Genomic DNA, 19,093 nt, shown 5'->3' with positions numbered 1-19,093 from the left:
GTATGAAAACGACCTACAATGTAGACGAAAACGGATTTTACGGCGAATTTGGTGGCGCATTCATTCCAGAAATGCTATATCCGAATGTGGAAGAGTTACGACAACAGTATTTATCAATAACTGCAGAACCTTCATTTCAAGCTGAATTCCATTCGCTTTTGAAAGAATATGTCGGCAGACCAACACCTTTGTACTTTGCGAAGCGTTTATCAGAGCAATTCAATACAAAGATTTATCTAAAGCGCGAAGACTTGTGTCATACCGGCGCTCATAAAATCAACAATACGATTGGGCAAATGTTATTAGCCAAAAGATTAGGCAAAACAAGAATCATAGCCGAAACCGGCGCTGGACAACACGGAGTTGCAACTGCAACTGTTTGTGCGCTTATGGGTTTGCAATGTATTGTCTATATGGGCGAAATAGATATTGAGCGACAAGCACCGAATGTTGCCCGAATGAAAATGCTTGGCGCCGAAGTTCGTCCAGCCACATCGGGATCCAAAACCCTCAAAGACGCTACAAACGAAGCCATTCGCGATTGGATTAACAACCCGGTTGATACTTTTTATATCATCGGTTCCGTAGTTGGACCTCATCCTTATCCTGATATGGTAGCAAGGTTTCAGAGTGTGATTTCGGAGGAAATCCAGAAGCAGCTTTTGGAACATGAAAATAGAGCAAATCCCAATTATGTAATTGCCTGTGTTGGTGGCGGAAGCAATGCTGCCGGTGCTTTCTATCACTTTTTGGATAATGAGATTGTCAAACTTATTGCCGTTGAAGCTGCCGGAAAAGGCGTTGATTCGGGCGAAAGCGCAGCGACTTCTATCCTCGGAAAAATTGGCGTAATCCACGGAAGCAAAACACTTTTGATGCAAACTCCAGATGGTCAAATCACCGAACCCTACTCTATTTCCGCCGGATTGGATTATCCTGGTGTTGGACCAATGCATTCTCATTTATTTCAAACCAAAAGAGCCGAATTCATTGCCATTACTGATGATGACGCAATGAAAGCCGGAATTGCATTAGCCAAAACAGAAGGTATTATTCCAGCGATTGAAAGTGCACATGCTTTAGCAGTTTTGCATCAGAAAAAATTCAAGCCTGAAGATGTTGTTGTGATTAATTTATCAGGCCGTGGTGATAAAGATTTGAATACATATATTAATTATTTCAACCTATAAAAATGAATAGAATCCAAACCAAATTAAAAGAAAATAAAAAAATCCTATCTATTTATTTTTCAGCAGGTTTTCCAAACTTAAACGACACTAAAAGTTTAATTGAAAATTTAGCTAAAAATAATGTTGATATGATTGAAATCGGTTTGCCTTTTAGTGATCCTTTAGCCGATGGACCGACCATTCAGGCAAGCTCAACTCAGGCATTAAAAAACGGAATGAAAACTGAAATCCTGTTTAATCAAATCAAAGACATTCGGAAAACGGTAGAAATTCCGTTAATCATAATGGGCTACTTCAATCCGATTTTGCAATTTGGTATCGAAAACTTTCTGAAGAAATGCCAGGAAACCGGAATCGACGGCTTGATAATTCCCGATTTACCTTTAGAAATTTACCTTTCAGAATACAAACAACTCTTTGAAAGCTACGGTATTGCGATGATTTTCCTGATTACACCACAAACTTCTGAAGAACGAATCCGTTTGATAGACGAAAACTCCAATGCATTTATTTATATGGTTAGCAGTTCCAGCGTAACCGGAAGCAGGGATAGTTTTAACGACAACCAATTGGCATATTTCGAAAGAATAGCAGCTATGAATTTAAAAAATCCACAGATAATTGGCTTCGGAATCAGCAACAAAACAACTTTCGAACAAGCAACAAAACACCAAAAAGGAGCCATCATCGGCAGCAGTTTTATCCAGTTTATTGCAAACAACCCAATTTCAAGCATTTCTACATTTATCCAAAATATACTTTAGATAATTTTCAATATAGTATTGATAATTAATTTTATAAATACTCAATATAGAATTTATCTATGACAACTTTTTTGTTAATTTTATGTTAAAATTAAATTAAACAAACGTTTAATTTAAACAAGTGTTTAACTTTGCATTCGATTTACAAGAAACATAATCATGACTGAATTTAATGAAAAACAATTAGAGATTCTTCAGGTAGCCGAACAGCTATTTGCAGAAGAAGGTTTTGATGGGACTTCGGTTAGGGATATTGCTAAAAAAGCAAATGTCAACATTGCCATGATATCTTATTATTTTGGTTCCAAAGAAAAAATGTTGGAGGCTTTAGTACTTAATAGGATTTCCATCATGCGTCTGCAATTGGAAAGCCTGTATCACGAAAACATCCCGCCTTTCGCCAAAGTTGACAAAATGGTTGACCTTTATATCAGCCGTATCAACAAAAACCGTTGCATCTATCAAATTCTACACTTTGAGTTTTCGACAAAAAAAAGAGAACTGAACTTTGAAGGTTTCACTGAAATGAAGAAAAGCAATTTAGAGACTTTCAAAAAAATCATCAAAGAAGGACAAGATACTGGCGAATTCCAACAAGACATCAATGTAGCCCTGCTTCCTCCTATTATCATGGGAACGTATTTCCAATTCCACATGAACAAGCCTTTATATATGAAAATATTTGATTTGAAAACGGAAGAAGAATACGAGAATTATGTTGCTACTACACTCACACAACACATTCAAAAAACCATAAAAGCACTTTTAGTTTATGCAGATTAATAAAATAATTATCCTCGCTTTGCTCCTTTTGGCATTTAACCAAAATCAGGCGCAAGAAAAAAAACTACTTACTTTGAAAGAAGCCGTTGAAATGGCTGTGACCAACAGCGGTCCAGCTTCATCAGCCAAAGCCAAAGTAGAAACGGCTAGACTCGAATTAGACGTTACCAAAAACAATCGCTATCCTAGCGTAAAAGCATCAGCGCAATACCTGAGATTATCAAGTGCTAATGTTGATTCGAATCTGCAATCCAACGATGATCCGTCTGCTGAACCGGCAAAACCTTTGAAAGTAGATTGGCTGGCTTTGGGACAAGTAAATGCATCGATGCCGATTTTTAACGGATTTAAGCTAAAGAACAGCATCAAAGAGTCCGAAAGTATGTATAAAGCAGAAACGTTCTCTGAGAAGCATTCTAAAGAGCAAATTGGGCTTGAAGTCGTTGAACTGTTTTCCAATCTTTACAAAGCACAGCAAATGGTTGCCTTAATCGAAGACAATTTGAAATCGGCTGACCAACGTGTAAAAGATTTTACCGCGATGGAAGAAAACGGTTTGATTGCCAGAAATGATTTGCTGAAATCACAACTGCAACAATCTAACGTGCAATTATCATTGGACAACGCAAAAAAAAATGCAGCTATCGCCAATCATAAATTGATAACGCTGCTAAAATTACCTGAAAGTACTCAGATTGAAATCGATATTGAAGCCATAAAAAGAGATATGATGAGCAATCAGGGCAATTCTGGTGAAGGCGAAAGAAACGATTTGAAATCACTGGAACTTAAGAAACAAGCAGCCGAAAGTGGAATCAAAATTGCCAAAGCAGACTATTATCCTTCATTAGCTTTAAGTGGTGGTTATATCGCTATGGATTTGCATAATGTGATAACGGTTACCAATGCTATGAATTTTGGTGTTGGCGTGTCATACGATTTATCAAGTATTTTCAAAAACAGCAAAAATGTAAAACTGGCACAAAGCCGCGTTAAACAAACAGAACTCGCCATATCGCAACTTAATGACGATATCCGAGAAGAAGTATTTCAGGCGCAGGAAAATTATAATCTTTCATTGAAACAAAGTTTGGTTTATGACAAAGCGGTAATTCAATCGACAGAGAATTACAGAATCGTAAAAGACAAATATGACAACAGCCTTTCGGATACCAATGATTTATTGGAAGCGGATTATCAACAATTGCAGGCTAAAATCAATGAAGCATTATCAAAAGCCGATGTCGCTCAAAAATATTACGAATTACAATTTGCCTCAGGAAAATTAACGGCATCATTAAACATCAATCAAAAATAAAATATTCAAAACTATGGAAAATAAAGAAAAAACAAATACAAAATTCCGTTTGATATTCATTGCCCTTGCGGTTTTAGGAGTAGTCTACGGTGGTTATAAATACATTCATTCTTTGTCGCACGAAACGACTGATGACGCTCAGGTTGCAAAGAAAATGAATCCAATAATCCCAAGAGTTGCCGGTTATGTCACCAAAGTTTTGGTAAAAGATAACGACATCGTTAAGAAAGGCGATACACTTTTCGTAATCGATAACAACGATTATATCGTAAAAGTGGAAGAAGCGAAAGCTAATTTGGCTGCAGCCGAAAACAATGCTGAAGTAGCCAAAGCCGACATCGGAACTTCTCAAGCAGGAGTTTCTGTTTCTGAAGCGAATGTACAATCTGCAGGCGGAAACATTGAAACTGCCCGAATCAGATTACGAAGAGCCTCAGCCGATTTTGAGCGGTACAGCAATTTGTACAATAATCATTCGATTACAAAACAACAATACGAGCAAGCCGAAGCTGCAAAACAGGAAGCACAAAGCCAATTGAATATTCTGATTGACCAACAAAAAGCATCTTCTTTTCAAAAGAATGTTGCTGCTGCAAGAACTAACGTAAGTAACAAACAAGTTGGCGTGGCGAATGCGAATATCAAAAGAGCTCAGGCCGCATTAGACGCAGCAAATCTGAATTTGGGTTACACTGTTGTTACTGCTTCTATTGACGGACAGGTTTCTACAGTTGACATTCAGCCTGGACAATTAGTGCAGGCCGGACAATCGTTATTTTATATCATCAATAATCAGGAAACGTGGGTAATTGCTAATTTCAAAGAAACACAATTAGACAAAATGCGCGCTGGTCAAAAAGTAAAACTAAAAATCGACGCGTTTCCAGGTGCTGAATTTGAAGGCGAAATTACTTCGTTTTCTCCGGCTACCGGTTCTAAATTCTCTCTTTTGCCTCCAGATAATGCCAGTGGAAACTTTGTAAAAACCGTGCAAAGACTTCCTGTTAGAATTAATTTCACAGAAAACAATCCGAAAGACAAGCTGCAATTATTGCGTTCAGGAATGAATGCAGATGTAGATGTGATTTTGAAATAATTACGAATTACAAATTCAAGATTACAAATTCAAAATTTAGAATTTAAAATTTAAAATAACAAAATGTCAAAACCAGTAGTTCAGGAAGATTTAGTAGAATATGGTTTTCGCCGGACAATCATTACGATTACGGCTGTGCTTTGTGCATTGCTTGAAATTGTAGATACAACGATTGTAAACGTTGCACTAAACAATATGCGTGGAAGCCTTGGCGCAACGCTGACTGATGTTGCCTGGGTAATTACCGCTTATGCAATTGCGAACGTAATTGTGATTCCGATGACGAGCTGGCTGTCACAGCAATTTGGTCGTAGAAATTACTTTGCCGCTTCGATTATCATTTTTACCGTTGCCTCATTCATGTGTGGGAACGCCGATAACATTTGGGAATTAGTAGCATTCCGATTCATACAGGGTTTGGGTGGTGGAGCGCTTTTAGTTACAGCACAAACCATCATCACCGAAAGTTATCCGCTCGAAAAACGTGGAATGGCTCAGGCTATTTACGGAATGGGAGTTATCGTTGGCCCAACACTTGGTCCGCCTTTGGGTGGTTATATTGTGGATCACTTCTCCTGGCCTTATATTTTCTATATCAATGTGCCAATCGGAGTTGTAGCAACACTACTGACATTAACATTCGTCAGAAGCCCGAAATACGGTGAAAAACTAAAAGCCAATCAGGTTGACTGGCTCGGAATTGGTTTATTAGCAGCCTTTATTGGTGCGCTGCAATACATTTTGGAGCACGGACAACAAGACGATTGGTTTAATGATTCAACCATTTCCACCTTAGCTGTAATTAGTTTCCTTGGCTTATTCTTTTTCATTTGGCGGGAGCTCACGTATAAATATCCAATTGTAAATCTAAGCGTCCTCAAAGACAGCAATCTGAAAGTTGGTGTCATCATGAGTTTTATCATGGGATTTGGTTTGTACGGAACTACATTCATTGTTCCGATTTATACCCAATCCATTTTGGGCTGGACAGCTACTGATGCTGGTTTACTATTAGTTCCGAGTTCAATAACAGTCGCTATTTTTATGCCGTTTATTGGTAAGATGATACAAAACGGCGTGCCTCAAACCTATTTGGTAGCGCTCGGATTCCTATCGTTCTTTATCTTCACCTATTGGATGCACAACATCATGACACCGGATACTGGTGCCGAGCATATGTTTTGGCCACTCATTGTCCGTGGTATTGGTTTGGGATTATTGTTTGTACCTATTACTACGCTGTCGCTTTCTAATCTTAAAGGAAAAAGCATTGGCGAAGGAGCCGCTTTCACCGGAATGATGCGTCAGCTTGGTGGTTCATTTGGAATCGCAATTATTACTACGCTTATTGCCCGTTTTGGACAATCACACAGAGTGAATCTAATTGCGCATTTAGACCCAACACGAGTGGAAGTTCAAAACAGATTGCATGGATTGCAACGAGGGTTTATGTCGAAAGGATTTAGTCCTGATGTGGCGTTGCAAAAAGCGTATAAGGTTTTAGATTTTGGCATTACCAAACAAAGTTCTGTACTTTCATACATGGATATTTTCCTATACTTAGGCTTACTATTTTTGTTCTGTATTCCGTTTATACTGCTGGTTAAGAAAGGGAAAAAGAAAGTCGACATTAGCGAAGCCATGCACTAATTAACAGATTTGCAAGTTATTAACAATTTGCATACTTTTTAAAAACAATTTCCTAAATTTGATTTCTGTCTATTTAAAATAAACCGTTAAATCAATCGCTATGGGACTTTTTGGAAATAACAAGAAGAAAATCATCGAAGACCTTCACAAGAAAAGTGAAGATCATTGCAAGGAAATCAGCAAAGAAATAAATGAGCTGTTAGACGATTTGAGAACAGACTACGATGAAAACGATGAAGTAATCAACGAATTTTCTTCGTTCGTAGATGAGATTAAAACAAAACTTAGTCCGGAAGATGCACACAAACTGATGGACTTTTCATCACGATTAAATAAAGTAAAACGCTGTGCTAAAAAAGGCGTTGAGGCCATGAGAGAATTGGCACGCGACCAGCGCAAAGTCACGAGTGAAACCAGGATGGAATATGAAGAATATTTCTACGCAAAATAAAATATAAAGCCCCGGGAATTGGGGCTTTTTTATTTGTCATATTTGTCATTCCCGTGATGGCGGGAACCTATTTCTAATTCACAAAAAAACACTTACCTTTATCATAAACTTATACTATGAAGAACCTGCTCCTCTTTTTGATAATAACCATAACCATTCATCTCCATGCGCAGGACAAACAAAAAATGATTTTGGATTCTATCCAGCATAATTCTTCCAATAACGCAGCAATGATTCCTGAACTGGTAGACAAGATTGGGACTTACACCATAATTATAGATAAGAATACAGCCTACTTAGAAAAAAGAATAAAATTAAATGAAATAATCACTACCATTCCGGGTGTTGAGAAACTGGTAAAACGAATTAAAGGCTCGCTGGATAGTGGCAAAAGAAGCTGGAATTTAAGGGGACTGAACAGCACCTCTATCTTATTGAAAGGTACAGCTTCCGATTTAAAAGAGTATAAAAACACCCTTACTACTTACAGTACCACGCTAACTAAGAACAGTGCCGAATTAAAAAAAATCCTTAAAGATCCTTTAATGCAGGCATCGCTGCAGGATTCAATCCTGAATATGCAATTGCAGGATATCCAGGAAGAATCCATTGTTCTGGACAGCAATCAAAAAAAGGTTTTGACCAGCGTGAATATATTGCGGAACAGGGTTACTATTGCTTTGCTTCAGGCCAATGACATCATTTCAGATCTTGCGGAAAAGAGCCTTGCCGAAAAAAGAAATATGTGGGGACCGGAAGAAGCACCATTACTTACTTCAAAAGCGTCTTCCTATAAAAAATCCTTTGCAACCGTTATTGAAGAAGCATTTAAAAGGCTTAATAAATCATTAAAGCGCTACTATAAAAACAATTTCGACGTTTTAGCACTCACGTTATTGCTCTTTATTTTTATGCTGGTCTGGAGTTTTATAAATATGAGGAACCTTAAAAATTTACCGGTTGCACCATTAGAATTACACAACATATTTTTATACAGACGAAGCATTATCCTTGTCAATTTATTTGGCTTTTTTACCTATGCGCCGTTCTTTTTTCCAAGTCCTACGATGTCCTTCCTGCACACATTCGAGCTTTTCAGGCTGCTTTCACTGATATTTTTAGTAACGCCCTTTATTGCTAAATCCTGTAAACCAATTTTCTTCATCCTATGTACACTGTGGTTTTTATATGCTGTAGATGATTTGCTGTTACAGTCGGCATACGGAGAACGTTGGTGGCTTTTAATTATGGCGGTTGTTTTAATAGTAGTTTGTTTACCACTGATTTTCAGGAAAGAGAATTTCTTTATTGGTCTAGAAGAATCTCCAATGATAAAATATGTGGTACTGTTTACACTGTTTTTGGCATCGCTGTCCGTCCTGTTCAATCTTTTAGGACGCGTGACCCTTGCCAAGATATGCGGGGTAACTGCCATACAGACTTTACAATTGGCACTGGCATTAAAAGTATTCTGCACCATTGTTACAGAAGCCATCTATATACAATCGGAAGCCTATCAGCAAAGCCGGTTTTCAGCCTACATTAATTTTAAGGAACTACAGCATAAACTCAAACACGTCTTATTGATTATTGCCCTGGTAGTCTGGGCAGTTTATCTCGCAAGGGATTTAGCATTATACGAATTCTTTAAAAGCATGCTTAATGATTTCCTTAGTAAAGGGCGCCGGATTGGCAGTCTTGCGTTCAATTTTAAAAATGTTGGGGTTTTCTTTCTCATCATTTGGGTTTCAACTTTACTATCCGGTTTTATCAATTTCTTCTTTGGTCAGACGGTCGAAAAAACAACAGGAAAACGAAGTTCTCTGGGCTCCATGCTATTGTTGATCCGATTGTCCATTTGGACTGTTGGTTTTTTTGTAGCCGTTGCGGCATCGGGCATTCCTTTAGACAAGCTCTCTATTATGATTGGCGCTTTGAGTGTTGGTATTGGGTTTGGTTTACAGACAATTGTAAATAATCTGGTATCGGGTATCATCATTGCTTTTGAGCGGCCAATTCAGGTTGGAGATCAGATAGAAGTGGGAAATAAAAGCGGTGTTGTTAAAGAAATCGGCGTTCGCAGCAGTACGATTAAAAGTTCAAGCGGTGCCGATATCATTATCCCTAATGGCGATTTACTGTCACAGCATTTAATAAACTGGACACTTCAGGACAGGAACAGAAGGGTTGAATTTGCCATTGGTTTATCCTTTGATTCCGATATTGTACAAGTGCGGAAAATAATAAAAGAAACCATTTCAAAAAACGACCGGATTCTACAGACCCCTTCACCCGAAATAGTCTTAAATGAATTCACCGAAAAAAACGTAGAAATAAAAGTGCTGTTCTGGGTACCCGATTTATCAACAGCAACATCGGTGCGAAGCCACATGATGTTAGAAATTTATGAAGCCCTGAAAGCCGCTGGTATACAACCGGGATATTCGGATGCAAATTAGCCCCCGCTCCCGCGCGAATCCTTTTGCGTGGTTCTATTTCATTATAAGGATAACAATTACCACACGAAAGGATTCGTGCGGTAGCGGAGTTTTTAATATTTTAAATTATAAGAACCACGCAAAAGGATTCGCGCGGGAGCAGCGATTCGTGCGGGAGCGGAATCACAACATCGAAATCCGGATGTATTTATAATCGGTGCTGTAATTACCATCTTTGTTGAGATAATTATCTGAATACAAAATAGGAACATAAAAATTGCCATCATCACCCCAAAACATCCTTTCCTTTTCCGTTGCCGGAATCCAATTTTTAAAAGTGGCTCCCAAAATACTAACGGGTTTCTTATTCACTATTTTATATAAATCAAAATAAGCCTCATTATCATAAACATAATCATAAATGGAAATGATATTCTTTTTGCCTGCCGATATATAGGGAAAATAGGAAAAGCTCTGAACTTCCTTCCCACTCTTTCTGCTTATGAATTTATAATCAAGGTCTTCCCAGTAAGAGCCTAAAATAACATATACATCCAGGAAATCAATACATCCTAAATATTCGTAATTCTCTCTTGATTCATCTAGAGGATGCCTGTCTGTCAAAGTCAAAGCCCCTTTTAGGAGTGGCAGTTTTATTTTTCCTTTTACTTTTTTTACAGCTTTTTTAGCCGTCAGGTAATCACCTACTGCGAGCTTCTTTTTTGCCAGAAAGGTTTTTTTATCAATAAGTTCAATCTTTATAATCTTTTTCAGAATAGAATCGTCTTCAATGTTCTGCACAACACCCTTTATCGTAAGCGAAGTCAGCTGACGTAAATCGCGTACACTATCCTGCTGAGCAAAAACGGGATGCTGAAATAAAAAGACAAGAAAAAGAATAGCAAATGACTTCATTGCAGTTTTGTAGATTAGCGTACTAAGATACAAATAACTACCTCGTAAAACCAACGTATTCCCAATAGCGCGGATTTATGATCCATGCCTAAAAAGAGTGTCTTTTTTGCATTAACAACAAGTATTGCAGAATAAACAAAATGGTAAGTATTAAACACCTACCTTCACCCGATAACAATAAATAATTTATAATGAATAAGGCAGGTCCAATAGTAATGATTGAAGATGATATGGATGATCAGGATATCTTTCGGGATGTTTTTATAGATTTAGCTTATAAAAATGAAGTCCTTTTTTTTAAAGATGGAGAATTAGCTTTAGAATATCTTATTAAAACGAAGGAAAAACCTTTTATAGTTTTTTCAGATATCAACATGCCTAAGTTAGGCGGTATGGAATTGCGGGCCAAAATACATGAAAATGAAGATTTGAGATTGAAATCCATCCCCTACTTGTTTTTTTCTACAAGTGCTGAACAGGAAAATGTAATAGATGCCTACTCAAAATCAATTCAGGGATTTTTTGTAAAACCAAGAAACTATAATGACATTAGAGAAACCATGAAAACGATTATAGAATATTGGCAAAAATGCGTTTCTCCTAAGTATGTTAAATAAGAACAACAAATAACAGTTTAATATATACCCGATAGCGCGGATTTACAATCCGTGCTTTTCTACCTCGTAAAAACTAACGTATTCCCTTTACTCAAATTCGCATCAAACCCATACCCTTCAAAGTTGAATCCTTTTAGGTCGTCAATCGTTTCGGCATTCGTATCAATGATATAACGCACCATCATGCCTCTCGCCTTTTTGGCAAAAAAACTTATCATCTTTAAGTTGCCGTCTTTGTAATCTTTAAACTCGGGCGTAATTACAGGAACTTTCAACGCTTTGACATCAACCGCATGGAAATATTCATTGCTTGCCAAGTTGATAAACAACTCGCCTTTCTTCAATTCGTTGTTTAATTCTTTGGTGATTGTCTTTTTCCAAAACTCATACAGGTTTTTGTTTTTTCCAATTGGTAATGAAGTTCCCATTTCCAAACGATACGCCTGCATTAAATCCAACGGTTTCAATAAACCATACAAACCCGAAAGGATTCGGAGTTTGTCCTGCAAATCGCCTAATTTATCCAAGGGCAAACTATATGCATCCAAACCATGATATACATCGCCATCAAAAGTATAAACCGCAGGACGCGCATTTGATGTTGTAAAAGGTGTTTTCCAATCCTGATTGCGTTGCCAGTTTAGATCGGCCAGCTTTTCAGAAATATCCATTAGCTGCGATAATGCTTTTGGTTTTTTCTTTTTCAACGTACGCTGAATGGTTGCAGACTGTTTTAAAAACTGCGGTTCTGAGAAAGTTGTGGTTGGCAGTTCTTTTTCAAAATTCAACGATTTGGCTGGCGATATGACGATTTTCATTTTGTACTTGTTTCAGTCCCAAAAATACAAATTCAATATTGAAAACCATCTACGGGAAAATGAATTATTACCATGAAACAATTGTTAAATTTTATAACGATTCTGCAAAATTCTATAACATTTGAATTCTTGTCTATTCTAATTTTGTAACACCCGAATCTATATCGCCTATTTTCTAAAACCAAACCTTATGAGAAGAATTGTTTTATTTTGCTGCGTATTACTCATAGTGTCGTGTAAAAGCAAAAAGCCGGCAGTTGTCTACAAAAAGCCAGCCACTGAAATCACAAATATCACTTTACTAAAACTAACTGACGCGGAAATAGTTAAGAAAAAACGAGCCGATGATTTGGGAACACGATTATTGGAAACCTGTAATGTTTCCAGATTCAGAGGTTTCAGCTCAAATGAAGCTACCGATAAGGTTCGGCAAAATGCTACCAAAGAAAAAATCTCTAACGTTTGCCAAAAAATCAATCAACGAAATGGAAGATTCCGTGGAATCGATATCGTTGAGATTACCTATAATAAAAAGACTGATGAGTATCTTTTTCGATACAGTATTGATTATGAAAAGAAACTTTATAAAAGAGAGCTCTTTGTAACGATTAATGCCGAGAATAAGGTTTCTGCCATTTCCACAAAAGAAGTTCCGGCTAAACCATTGTAAAAACCAAATTAGGCGCTGGAATTCGGGTAAAATGTTGTATATTGACCAAGCGTTAACGAGTCTAAAACAACAATTGTATGAATTCATTTTGGCAGAAAATAATAATCAGAACCATATTTCATAAACCTTTAAAAAGTGGTGAAGATTCTGATTATTCAAATTATGCTTTGGCTAAAGGCTATCGTGAGTTTGCAATTCTGGCAAAGCGTCATGTCAAAGATTTCTTCTTAATCACACTGGGGATTTTTTCGGCTACGTTCGGATTCAAAGGTTTTCTGCTGACCAACCATTTTATTGATGGCGGCGCAACCGGAATTTCGTTGCTGATTTCCGCGCTGACTGATATTCCTTTGTATCTTTTAATTATTGGAGTTAATATTCCTTTTATTATTTTGGGTTACCGAATTATGGGACAAGCGTTTGCTATCAAAACAGCTTTAGCTATTACCGGACTTTCTGTTTGTTTGGCAACGGTGAGTTTCCCCGATGTAACTACCGACAATTTGCTGGTTGCAGTTTTCGGAGGTTTCTTTCTTGGTGCTGGAATTGGACTTTCTGTTCGTGGTGGCGCAGTGATTGACGGAACGGAAGTTTTGGCCATTTATCTCAGTCGGAAATTTGGAACAACCATTGGCGACATCATCGTAGTTATTAATGTAGTTATTTTTGGAGCGGCAGCTTATTTTCTCGGTATTGAAGTCGCGCTTTATTCGATGATTACGTATTTGGCTGCATCCAAAACACTCGACTTTATTGTAGAAGGTATAGACGAATATATTGGTGTGACGATAGTTTCTTCACGAAGCGAAAAAATGCGGGAAATGATTGTAAATAAAATGGGTCGTGGCGTAACGATTTACAGTGGAAAAGGAGGCTATGGAAAACGTGGTGAAACCAAAGAAGTAGATATTATTTATACCGTAATCACCCGATTAGAACTCAACAAACTCAACACCGAAATTGAAAAAATAGAACCAACAGCCTTTGTCGTAATGAACAGTATCAAAGACACAAAAGGCGGGATGATTAAAAAAAGACCATTAAAACATTAATATCATGAAAACAAGAATCTTATTTTCCATAGTTTTTGCAATGCTTTTTATAAGCTGTAAAAAAGAAACTCCGGTAGAAGCAACAACAGTTACAACCGTTACTGAAGAAACAAAAACTGAAGTTTTAAAGAAAGAATGTTATGCTTATAATGCAACCGGAAACAAAATTGAAATGCAGATTCAGTACAACGGAAATGATGTAACTGGAACACTGAATTATGTTATTGCTGAAAAAGATAGTAATAAAGGGACTTTTACCGGTACGTTTGAAAACAATATTCTTTTGTTAGACTATACTTTTCAATCAGAAGGTACAGAAAGTGTACGTCAGATTGCCTTTCAGTTACAGGGCGATAAACTAGTTGAAGGTTATGGCGAAATGAACGAAGACGGAACACGTTTTAAAGATGTTTCCAAACTAGAGTTCAGTTCAACTATGCCGTTGGATAAAGTTGCTTGTCCTGAATAAATCAAAAACCAAATCATCATGAAAAACAATCCAATAATCAGCCTGTTTCTAGTATTCTTTTTTACTATCATTTGCCAGGCGCAGGAAAAGAAAGTCGCACCGACATCATCCGAATTATTCAATGAAATTGAAAAAATGGATGCTGTTGTATTTGATGCTTTCAATACCCAAAACATGCCAGTTTTTAAAGCATACTTTAGCGAAGATTTAGAATGGTTTCAGGATAATGGCGGATTGCTTAACTATGAAACCGTGTTTAAAAACTTTGACACGATGTTTCATAAAGAATATAAACTTACGCGGACATTAGTCAAAGGAACTCTCGAAGTTCATCCAATTAAAGATTATGGCGCGATAGAAATCGGCAGCCATCAATTCCGCCATATCGAAAACGGAAAAGAAGAAATTGGAACTTTTAAATTCCTGATGATTTGGGAAAAGAAAGACGGAAAATGGAGAATTTCCAGAGTTATCAGCTATGATCATTAATCCAGTTTACAACCAAATAGTATTGGATTACTTACCTTACCCGCATCCATAACGCCATTTTGGTCATAAGCTTTCCACGGACAATTAGCAAAGAAATACACTTTGTCTCCAACAACTGTTCCCAAGGCAGGTTCATCAAACTCGGGTCTGTTATTATCCAGTATTTTAAAACTGCTGATTTGATTTTGCTGCTCATTGAGTTTTAGCGCTGTCACTCTAATCGGTTTTACTCCGTTTTGTATGGCAATCAAAGTGTTGTTATAAAATACCAAACCGTCAATTCCTTTGGCTGTTGTGCCTTCCGGAAAAATCAGTGAAGTTTTCGCTTTAGTTTGCATATCAATCATTGTAATTCCTTTTAAATAATCGGCGATAAAGAGTTTGCTTTGATTATCATTGAATGCCAATCCCTGCATATTGTAACCATCGTTTTCAAACGAAACAAATTCGGTCATTACATCCTTTTCAATTTTGTAAACCATCGGCTTTCCGCTATCGGAAACATACACAACGCCATTCCTATCGAGAATCAAATCGCCAAAAACATGATTGCCTGGTATTGCAAATCGATTTACTATTTGTTTGGTTTTTATGTTTACTTTCAAAATCTCTGCATTTCCGTTCATGTTTTTAGTAAAGTTTTCCATTTCAGGGAAAGCAGCAGTGGCAACCCAAAGAAATGCTTCTTTAGTATCAGCTTTCATAGCCAGAACAGAAAGCATATTATTCGCGGAAAGCCAATCGTTACATTGACCGGTTTTAAAATCAAAAGCAACAATCTTTCTTTTATGAATGCTTGATGCCAACCAGGTTTTGGATTTTGATAAATAAGTCAAACCTTCAGGATGCAATTCTTTTTCGCTTAAGGTTACTACTAGTTTGGAATTCGCCACAATAGTATTTTGAGCATTCTTTAATGCAAGAACAGTTCTAAAACCTTCTGTTTCCTGTAATGATTTAAAATCCTCATCAGTTTCAAAAGCAGTGGTATTGTTCATCATAACCAGCTTTTGCAATGTGGTCAATGCTTTTTCCGTATTGCCATTCAAAGCAAAGGCAGAAGCTAAATTATAGGTGTAATTAGGATGAAAAGGTCGCAGGCTGTCTAATTTTTGGGTAAGCTGCAGAAAGGTTTTATAGTCTTTGCTTTCGTATGCTTTGACACTTGAGTTGTATATTTCTCTTTGTGTTTGGGCAATAGTTAATGAACTGTTCAGCATAAGAACTATTAGGATTATGTACCAATGTTTCATAGTGTTGGGTTTTGTTGCGTAGTTGGTATGACGCACAAATGATTTGTTTATTACAGTTTTAGAGTTTTTTATTTCGAAGAAATTTCTATTTTAGTGGCTTAATATATAAACAAATGAAACTACTCGGAATTGGCTCCAGAATAAATCACGCAGAATATGGCAAAGGCGTTGTAACAAATGTATCCACAAAAGAATATTGGGTAACCTTTATTGAGGGCGGATTAGAAACGATAGATCTCAATAGCGAATTTGAAGTAATCGAAGCAGCAGAAAACGAAGTTGACACGATTAGTTTCTATGATGTTGAGCAAAGTTTGCTTTCGATTCTTAAAAAATGGAACGGACTTGGAGAGCCTGTTGCTATTGGAGATAAATGGAAAGGTGGCAATATGAAACTGGAACCGGGACAAGCTGGATTAGCACATAAAGATGTGCCGATAGATGTGTTCTTTCACAAAATCGTAATGCTTCGTGATCGTCTTAGAGTAATGGAACAAAAAATCAATGCAAGCAAAATTGAAGAAATCGAAAAAGTAGAACTGCAACAATACATTACCCGTATTTATGGTAGTTTGACAACGTTCAACGTTTTATTCAAATCGCAGAGTGATTATTTTGTAGGCGAAAAAACAAAATAACTTTAAACTTTCTTTAAGACATTACGCTTTTAAATTGTTTAATTTTATTGGTCTAAAAAACAAACGTCATGAAATCAAAAATATTTTTGGGAATCTTAGCCCTCGGTGTAATTATATTCAGTTGTAAAAGTTCAAGCACTGTTGATAAATCAAAAAAAGTCAGTATTCAATTTGAATCAAAAAGTGGCAGCAAGGTACAAGGAAACGCCGTCTTTACTGAAAAAGATGGTGTAGTTTACTTGGAAGCTAAATTAACCGGATTAAATCCCGGAGTTCATGCAATCCACATTCATGAAAAAGCAGATTGCTCTGCTGGTGACGCTGCTTCCGCTGGTGGGCACTGGAATCCAACGTTCAAAAAACACGGAAAATGGGGCGATGCCGAATATCATAAAGGCGACATTGGGAATTTCACTTCAGATACAGACGGAAATGCAACCGTGCTTTTCAAAACAGATGAATGGTGTATTGGTTGTGGTGATGCTACCAAAGATATTTTAGGAAAAGGTTTGATTGTTCATGACAAACCGGATGATTTCGTTTCACAGCCATCTGGAAATGCTGGTGCAAGAGTTGCCTGTACGGCGATTATACAATAATTTACCTTGGAAGAAAAAGAACTTTTATACTTCAAAAATGCTCAGGAATGGCGCGAATGGTTGCATGACAATCATCATTCGTCAAAAGGAGTTCACCTTATTTTTTATAGAGTTAACAGCGACAAAGAAAGCATGCGTTGGGAAGACGCTGTTCAGGTGGCGATTTGTTATGGCTGGATAGATTCTACTGTGAGAAAAATTGATGAAGAAAGACGCAAACAAATGTTTACGCCGCGCAAAGACAAAAGCGTTTGGAGCAAACTCAACAAAACCTATATCGAAAAGCTTATCGATGATAATTTAATGCACGAAAGTGGTTTAAAGAAGATTGAAACTGCCAAGAAAAATGGTTCGTGGACAACACTTGATGGTGTCGAGAATTTAGAAATGCCCAAAGATTTAGCAGCGGCTTTTGCCAAAAATAAAACAGCTTTAAACAATTACAATTCATTTAGTCCATCCTACAGAAAAAGCTATCTGTACTGGCTCAATCAAGCCAAAAGAGAAGAAACCCGAGCTTCACGTATTACACAAATTATAAGCTTTTGTGAACAAAACATTAAATCCAGAGATACATTCTAAATTTGATAGAACAATCATAAAAAAGATTTAGTTTTGCATTGTAAAAGCAACTCAAATGATTAACCCTTCTGCACCAGGTTGGATTGAAAAATTCTTTATAGAACAGAAAACTGCGGATCAGATTCTGCTTTCTGAAGAAGAGTTCTATATACATACACGCGCTACAGGTTTTATTTTTGGACACATCGTTAGCTTTGACGTTCCTAATCCAATTTCATTTACAGAAAGACTTCCTGAAGAAATTTCAAAAATTGGCATGCTCAATACACTTTATGAAATGTATTGCCTGACCAAAAATGATACTGATGCCAATCATTTCATTGCCGAAGCTGTTGCATTCTATAATTTGCTTACGCCAAAAGGTTTTAATCCTTTGCAAAAAATATTGCCAAGCAGTTCAAACTCAAGCAAACTGGAGAAAATAATACACGACAGAGTCCAGACTAACGAAGATTTGTTTAGCAAAAACTTCTCTCATGTGATTACCAATGCGCTTCTTTTTGTAGATGTTTTGGCATTCAAAAAATACTTGCAAAAAGGTTCACTTCCTGAAAAATATTTCAATAAGATTGAAGATATAGTTATTAGCATCGTTTCGCTTTCGCTGAAATCTAAAACCGGAATTTCGGTTCATGATGATTTATTGATTAAACTTTTTGAATCATCCGTTCGCTACAATAAGTTTTCCAATGACAAAATTAAAACGATTGATGACTTGGATTTGAGTTATCTGAGCAATGATTTAGAAAAATTCTATATGGTTGACTTGGCCGGAATCAGTTTGTGGAGCGATGCAAAAGTGGAAAATGAAGAGCGTTATTTTCTGTTCAAGCTTGGAGAAAAATTAAACATTTCCGAAGCATTTACTATCGAAAGCATTCATTTTATTAATAATTTCATTGTAAAGTATAAGAAGGAGATTCCGTATTTCAACAATTCCAATCCTGTTAAAAACTTCTACGACCACACTACGGAAAGCGTACAAATCCTAATCAACAGAAACAAAAAAAGATTAGTCAAAGAATTGTCGCAAAGCAAAGAATTAATGCATCTGTTAGCCAAATCAACTCATAAGGATTTGGATAAGGAAGAAAAGAAAAAAATCAAAATCCAGCTGCTTGACATTTGTAAATCGGTGCCGTCATTGACTATTTTTCTTTTGCCTGGCGGAGCTTTATTGCTGCCAATTCTGATAAAGTTCATTCCACAGTTATTGCCATCAGCTTTTAACGAAAATGAAGAAAGAGATCCAATTCCATAGACAGAATAAATAAAAAAATCGCCCGAAGGCGATTTTTTGT

20 protein-coding genes are annotated in these 19,093 nt (G+C 36.9%); 17 read left to right on the top strand and 3 right to left on the bottom strand.

What is annotated here, in order from left to right:
- The first annotated feature begins 2 nt into the window (after positions 1-2).
- The 8 genes from trpB to ABIQ27_RS06870 all read left to right on the top strand — a co-directional run bounded on the left by trpB (position 3) and on the right by ABIQ27_RS06870 (position 9,711).
- Complete coding sequence (trpB, locus tag ABIQ27_RS06905) at positions 3-1,190, top strand: tryptophan synthase subunit beta (RefSeq protein ID WP_348033051.1); 1,188 nt, start codon at positions 3-5, stop codon at positions 1,188-1,190.
- 2 nt (positions 1,191-1,192) lie between these two features.
- Positions 1,193-1,954 (top strand): tryptophan synthase subunit alpha, encoded by a 762-nt coding sequence (trpA, locus tag ABIQ27_RS06900; RefSeq protein WP_348033050.1) that lies wholly within the window; start codon positions 1,193-1,195, stop codon positions 1,952-1,954.
- Between the two features lie 159 nt (positions 1,955-2,113).
- On the top strand, positions 2,114-2,737 hold the full coding sequence (locus tag ABIQ27_RS06895) for a TetR family transcriptional regulator (RefSeq protein WP_348033049.1): 624 nt from the start codon (positions 2,114-2,116) through the stop codon (positions 2,735-2,737).
- Complete coding sequence (locus ABIQ27_RS06890) at positions 2,727-4,055, top strand: TolC family protein (protein WP_348033048.1); 1,329 nt, start codon at positions 2,727-2,729, stop codon at positions 4,053-4,055. Before ABIQ27_RS06895 ends, ABIQ27_RS06890 begins: the two co-directional genes overlap by 11 nt.
- 13 nt (positions 4,056-4,068) lie before the next feature.
- On the top strand, positions 4,069-5,151 hold the full coding sequence (locus ABIQ27_RS06885) for an HlyD family secretion protein (RefSeq protein ID WP_348033047.1): 1,083 nt from the start codon (positions 4,069-4,071) through the stop codon (positions 5,149-5,151).
- Positions 5,152-5,214: 63 nt separating this feature from the next.
- A complete protein-coding gene (locus ABIQ27_RS06880; RefSeq protein WP_348033046.1) occupies positions 5,215-6,801 on the top strand; it encodes an MDR family MFS transporter in 1,587 nt (528 codons plus the stop codon).
- A 100-nt stretch (positions 6,802-6,901) separates the two neighbouring features.
- Positions 6,902-7,252, top strand: coding sequence for a hypothetical protein (locus ABIQ27_RS06875; protein WP_348033045.1), 351 nt, complete (start codon positions 6,902-6,904; stop codon positions 7,250-7,252).
- Between the two features lie 116 nt (positions 7,253-7,368).
- Positions 7,369-9,711, top strand: coding sequence for a mechanosensitive ion channel domain-containing protein (locus ABIQ27_RS06870; RefSeq protein WP_348033044.1), 2,343 nt, complete (start codon positions 7,369-7,371; stop codon positions 9,709-9,711).
- A 162-nt stretch (positions 9,712-9,873) separates the two neighbouring features.
- On the opposite strand, the gene ABIQ27_RS06865 is transcribed toward ABIQ27_RS06870, so the two are convergent.
- Positions 9,874-10,605 carry a hypothetical protein gene (locus ABIQ27_RS06865; RefSeq protein ID WP_348033043.1) on the bottom strand — a complete coding sequence of 244 codons (732 nt, stop codon included), beginning with the start codon at positions 10,603-10,605 and terminating at the stop codon, positions 9,874-9,876.
- A 191-nt stretch (positions 10,606-10,796) separates the two neighbouring features.
- Between ABIQ27_RS06865 and ABIQ27_RS06860 the strand changes: the two genes are divergently transcribed.
- Positions 10,797-11,222 (top strand): response regulator, encoded by a 426-nt coding sequence (locus tag ABIQ27_RS06860; RefSeq protein ID WP_348033042.1) that lies wholly within the window; start codon positions 10,797-10,799, stop codon positions 11,220-11,222.
- A 59-nt stretch (positions 11,223-11,281) separates the two neighbouring features.
- Here ABIQ27_RS06860 and yaaA read toward each other — a convergent pair whose 3' ends face one another.
- Positions 11,282-12,040, bottom strand: coding sequence for a peroxide stress protein YaaA (yaaA, locus tag ABIQ27_RS06855; protein ID WP_348033041.1), 759 nt, complete (start codon positions 12,038-12,040; stop codon positions 11,282-11,284).
- A gap of 190 nt (positions 12,041-12,230) precedes the next feature.
- On the opposite strand from yaaA, the gene ABIQ27_RS06850 reads away from it, so the two are divergent.
- The 4 genes from ABIQ27_RS06850 to ABIQ27_RS06835 all read left to right on the top strand — a co-directional run bounded on the left by ABIQ27_RS06850 (position 12,231) and on the right by ABIQ27_RS06835 (position 14,720).
- On the top strand, positions 12,231-12,710 hold the full coding sequence (locus ABIQ27_RS06850; protein WP_348033040.1) for a hypothetical protein: 480 nt from the start codon (positions 12,231-12,233) through the stop codon (positions 12,708-12,710).
- A 77-nt stretch (positions 12,711-12,787) separates the two neighbouring features.
- Complete coding sequence (locus ABIQ27_RS06845) at positions 12,788-13,762, top strand: YitT family protein (RefSeq protein ID WP_348033039.1); 975 nt, start codon at positions 12,788-12,790, stop codon at positions 13,760-13,762.
- Between the two features lie 4 nt (positions 13,763-13,766).
- Positions 13,767-14,231 carry a hypothetical protein gene (locus ABIQ27_RS06840; protein WP_348033038.1) on the top strand — a complete coding sequence of 155 codons (465 nt, stop codon included), beginning with the start codon at positions 13,767-13,769 and terminating at the stop codon, positions 14,229-14,231.
- A gap of 18 nt (positions 14,232-14,249) precedes the next feature.
- Positions 14,250-14,720: a nuclear transport factor 2 family protein gene (locus ABIQ27_RS06835; protein ID WP_348033037.1), complete on the top strand. Its 471-nt coding sequence runs from the start codon at positions 14,250-14,252 to the stop codon at positions 14,718-14,720.
- Here the strand turns inward: ABIQ27_RS06835 and ABIQ27_RS06830 are convergent.
- Positions 14,717-15,973, bottom strand: coding sequence for a hypothetical protein (locus ABIQ27_RS06830; RefSeq protein ID WP_348033036.1), 1,257 nt, complete (start codon positions 15,971-15,973; stop codon positions 14,717-14,719). The genes ABIQ27_RS06835 and ABIQ27_RS06830 overlap by 4 nt on opposite strands.
- Before the next feature lie 113 nt (positions 15,974-16,086).
- Here ABIQ27_RS06830 and ABIQ27_RS06825 point away from each other — a divergent pair, with 113 nt between their 5' ends.
- From ABIQ27_RS06825 to ABIQ27_RS06810, 4 genes are all read left to right on the top strand, one after another.
- Positions 16,087-16,611 (top strand): hypothetical protein, encoded by a 525-nt coding sequence (locus ABIQ27_RS06825; protein ID WP_348033035.1) that lies wholly within the window; start codon positions 16,087-16,089, stop codon positions 16,609-16,611.
- Between the two features lie 68 nt (positions 16,612-16,679).
- Positions 16,680-17,210 carry a superoxide dismutase family protein gene (locus ABIQ27_RS06820; RefSeq protein ID WP_348033034.1) on the top strand — a complete coding sequence of 177 codons (531 nt, stop codon included), beginning with the start codon at positions 16,680-16,682 and terminating at the stop codon, positions 17,208-17,210.
- Between the two features lie 6 nt (positions 17,211-17,216).
- Positions 17,217-17,792, top strand: a complete 576-nt coding sequence (locus ABIQ27_RS06815) for a YdeI/OmpD-associated family protein (RefSeq protein WP_348033033.1) — start codon at positions 17,217-17,219, stop codon at positions 17,790-17,792.
- 55 nt (positions 17,793-17,847) lie between these two features.
- Entirely contained in the window at positions 17,848-19,053 is a 1,206-nt protein-coding gene (locus tag ABIQ27_RS06810; protein ID WP_348033032.1) for an LETM1-related biofilm-associated protein, read from the top strand.
- The last annotated feature ends 40 nt before the right edge of the window (positions 19,054-19,093 follow it).

It is taken from the genome of Flavobacterium sp. (assembly GCF_039916025.1).
In the GTDB taxonomy this organism is placed as follows: Bacteria; Bacteroidota; Bacteroidia; order Flavobacteriales; family Flavobacteriaceae; genus Flavobacterium.
This window is presented reverse-complemented; position numbering and strand designations above follow the sequence as displayed.

Bases quoted from the DNA above. Each gene is read 5' to 3' on its own strand.
- ABIQ27_RS06895 (WP_348033049.1), top strand. From the start codon at position 2,114: ATGACTGAATTTAATGAAAAACAATTAGAGATTCTTCAGGTAGCCGAA.
- ABIQ27_RS06875 (WP_348033045.1), top strand. From the start codon at position 6,902: ATGGGACTTTTTGGAAATAACAAGAAGAAAATCATCGAAGACCTTCAC.
- ABIQ27_RS06885 (WP_348033047.1), top strand. From the start codon at position 4,069: ATGGAAAATAAAGAAAAAACAAATACAAAATTCCGTTTGATATTCATT.
- ABIQ27_RS06880 (WP_348033046.1), top strand. From the start codon at position 5,215: ATGTCAAAACCAGTAGTTCAGGAAGATTTAGTAGAATATGGTTTTCGC.
- trpA (WP_348033050.1), top strand. From the start codon at position 1,193: ATGAATAGAATCCAAACCAAATTAAAAGAAAATAAAAAAATCCTATCT.
- ABIQ27_RS06820 (WP_348033034.1), top strand. From the start codon at position 16,680: ATGAAATCAAAAATATTTTTGGGAATCTTAGCCCTCGGTGTAATTATA.
- ABIQ27_RS06825 (WP_348033035.1), top strand. From the start codon at position 16,087: ATGAAACTACTCGGAATTGGCTCCAGAATAAATCACGCAGAATATGGC.
- ABIQ27_RS06835 (WP_348033037.1), top strand. From the start codon at position 14,250: ATGAAAAACAATCCAATAATCAGCCTGTTTCTAGTATTCTTTTTTACT.
- trpB (WP_348033051.1), top strand. From the start codon at position 3: ATGAAAACGACCTACAATGTAGACGAAAACGGATTTTACGGCGAATTT.
- ABIQ27_RS06810 (WP_348033032.1), top strand. From the start codon at position 17,848: ATGATTAACCCTTCTGCACCAGGTTGGATTGAAAAATTCTTTATAGAA.
- ABIQ27_RS06830 (WP_348033036.1), bottom strand. From the start codon at position 15,973: ATGAAACATTGGTACATAATCCTAATAGTTCTTATGCTGAACAGTTCA.
- ABIQ27_RS06850 (WP_348033040.1), top strand. From the start codon at position 12,231: ATGAGAAGAATTGTTTTATTTTGCTGCGTATTACTCATAGTGTCGTGT.
- ABIQ27_RS06840 (WP_348033038.1), top strand. From the start codon at position 13,767: ATGAAAACAAGAATCTTATTTTCCATAGTTTTTGCAATGCTTTTTATA.
- ABIQ27_RS06845 (WP_348033039.1), top strand. From the start codon at position 12,788: ATGAATTCATTTTGGCAGAAAATAATAATCAGAACCATATTTCATAAA.
- ABIQ27_RS06860 (WP_348033042.1), top strand. From the start codon at position 10,797: ATGAATAAGGCAGGTCCAATAGTAATGATTGAAGATGATATGGATGAT.
- ABIQ27_RS06890 (WP_348033048.1), top strand. From the start codon at position 2,727: ATGCAGATTAATAAAATAATTATCCTCGCTTTGCTCCTTTTGGCATTT.
- ABIQ27_RS06870 (WP_348033044.1), top strand. From the start codon at position 7,369: ATGAAGAACCTGCTCCTCTTTTTGATAATAACCATAACCATTCATCTC.
- ABIQ27_RS06865 (WP_348033043.1), bottom strand. From the start codon at position 10,605: ATGAAGTCATTTGCTATTCTTTTTCTTGTCTTTTTATTTCAGCATCCC.
- yaaA (WP_348033041.1), bottom strand. From the start codon at position 12,040: ATGAAAATCGTCATATCGCCAGCCAAATCGTTGAATTTTGAAAAAGAA.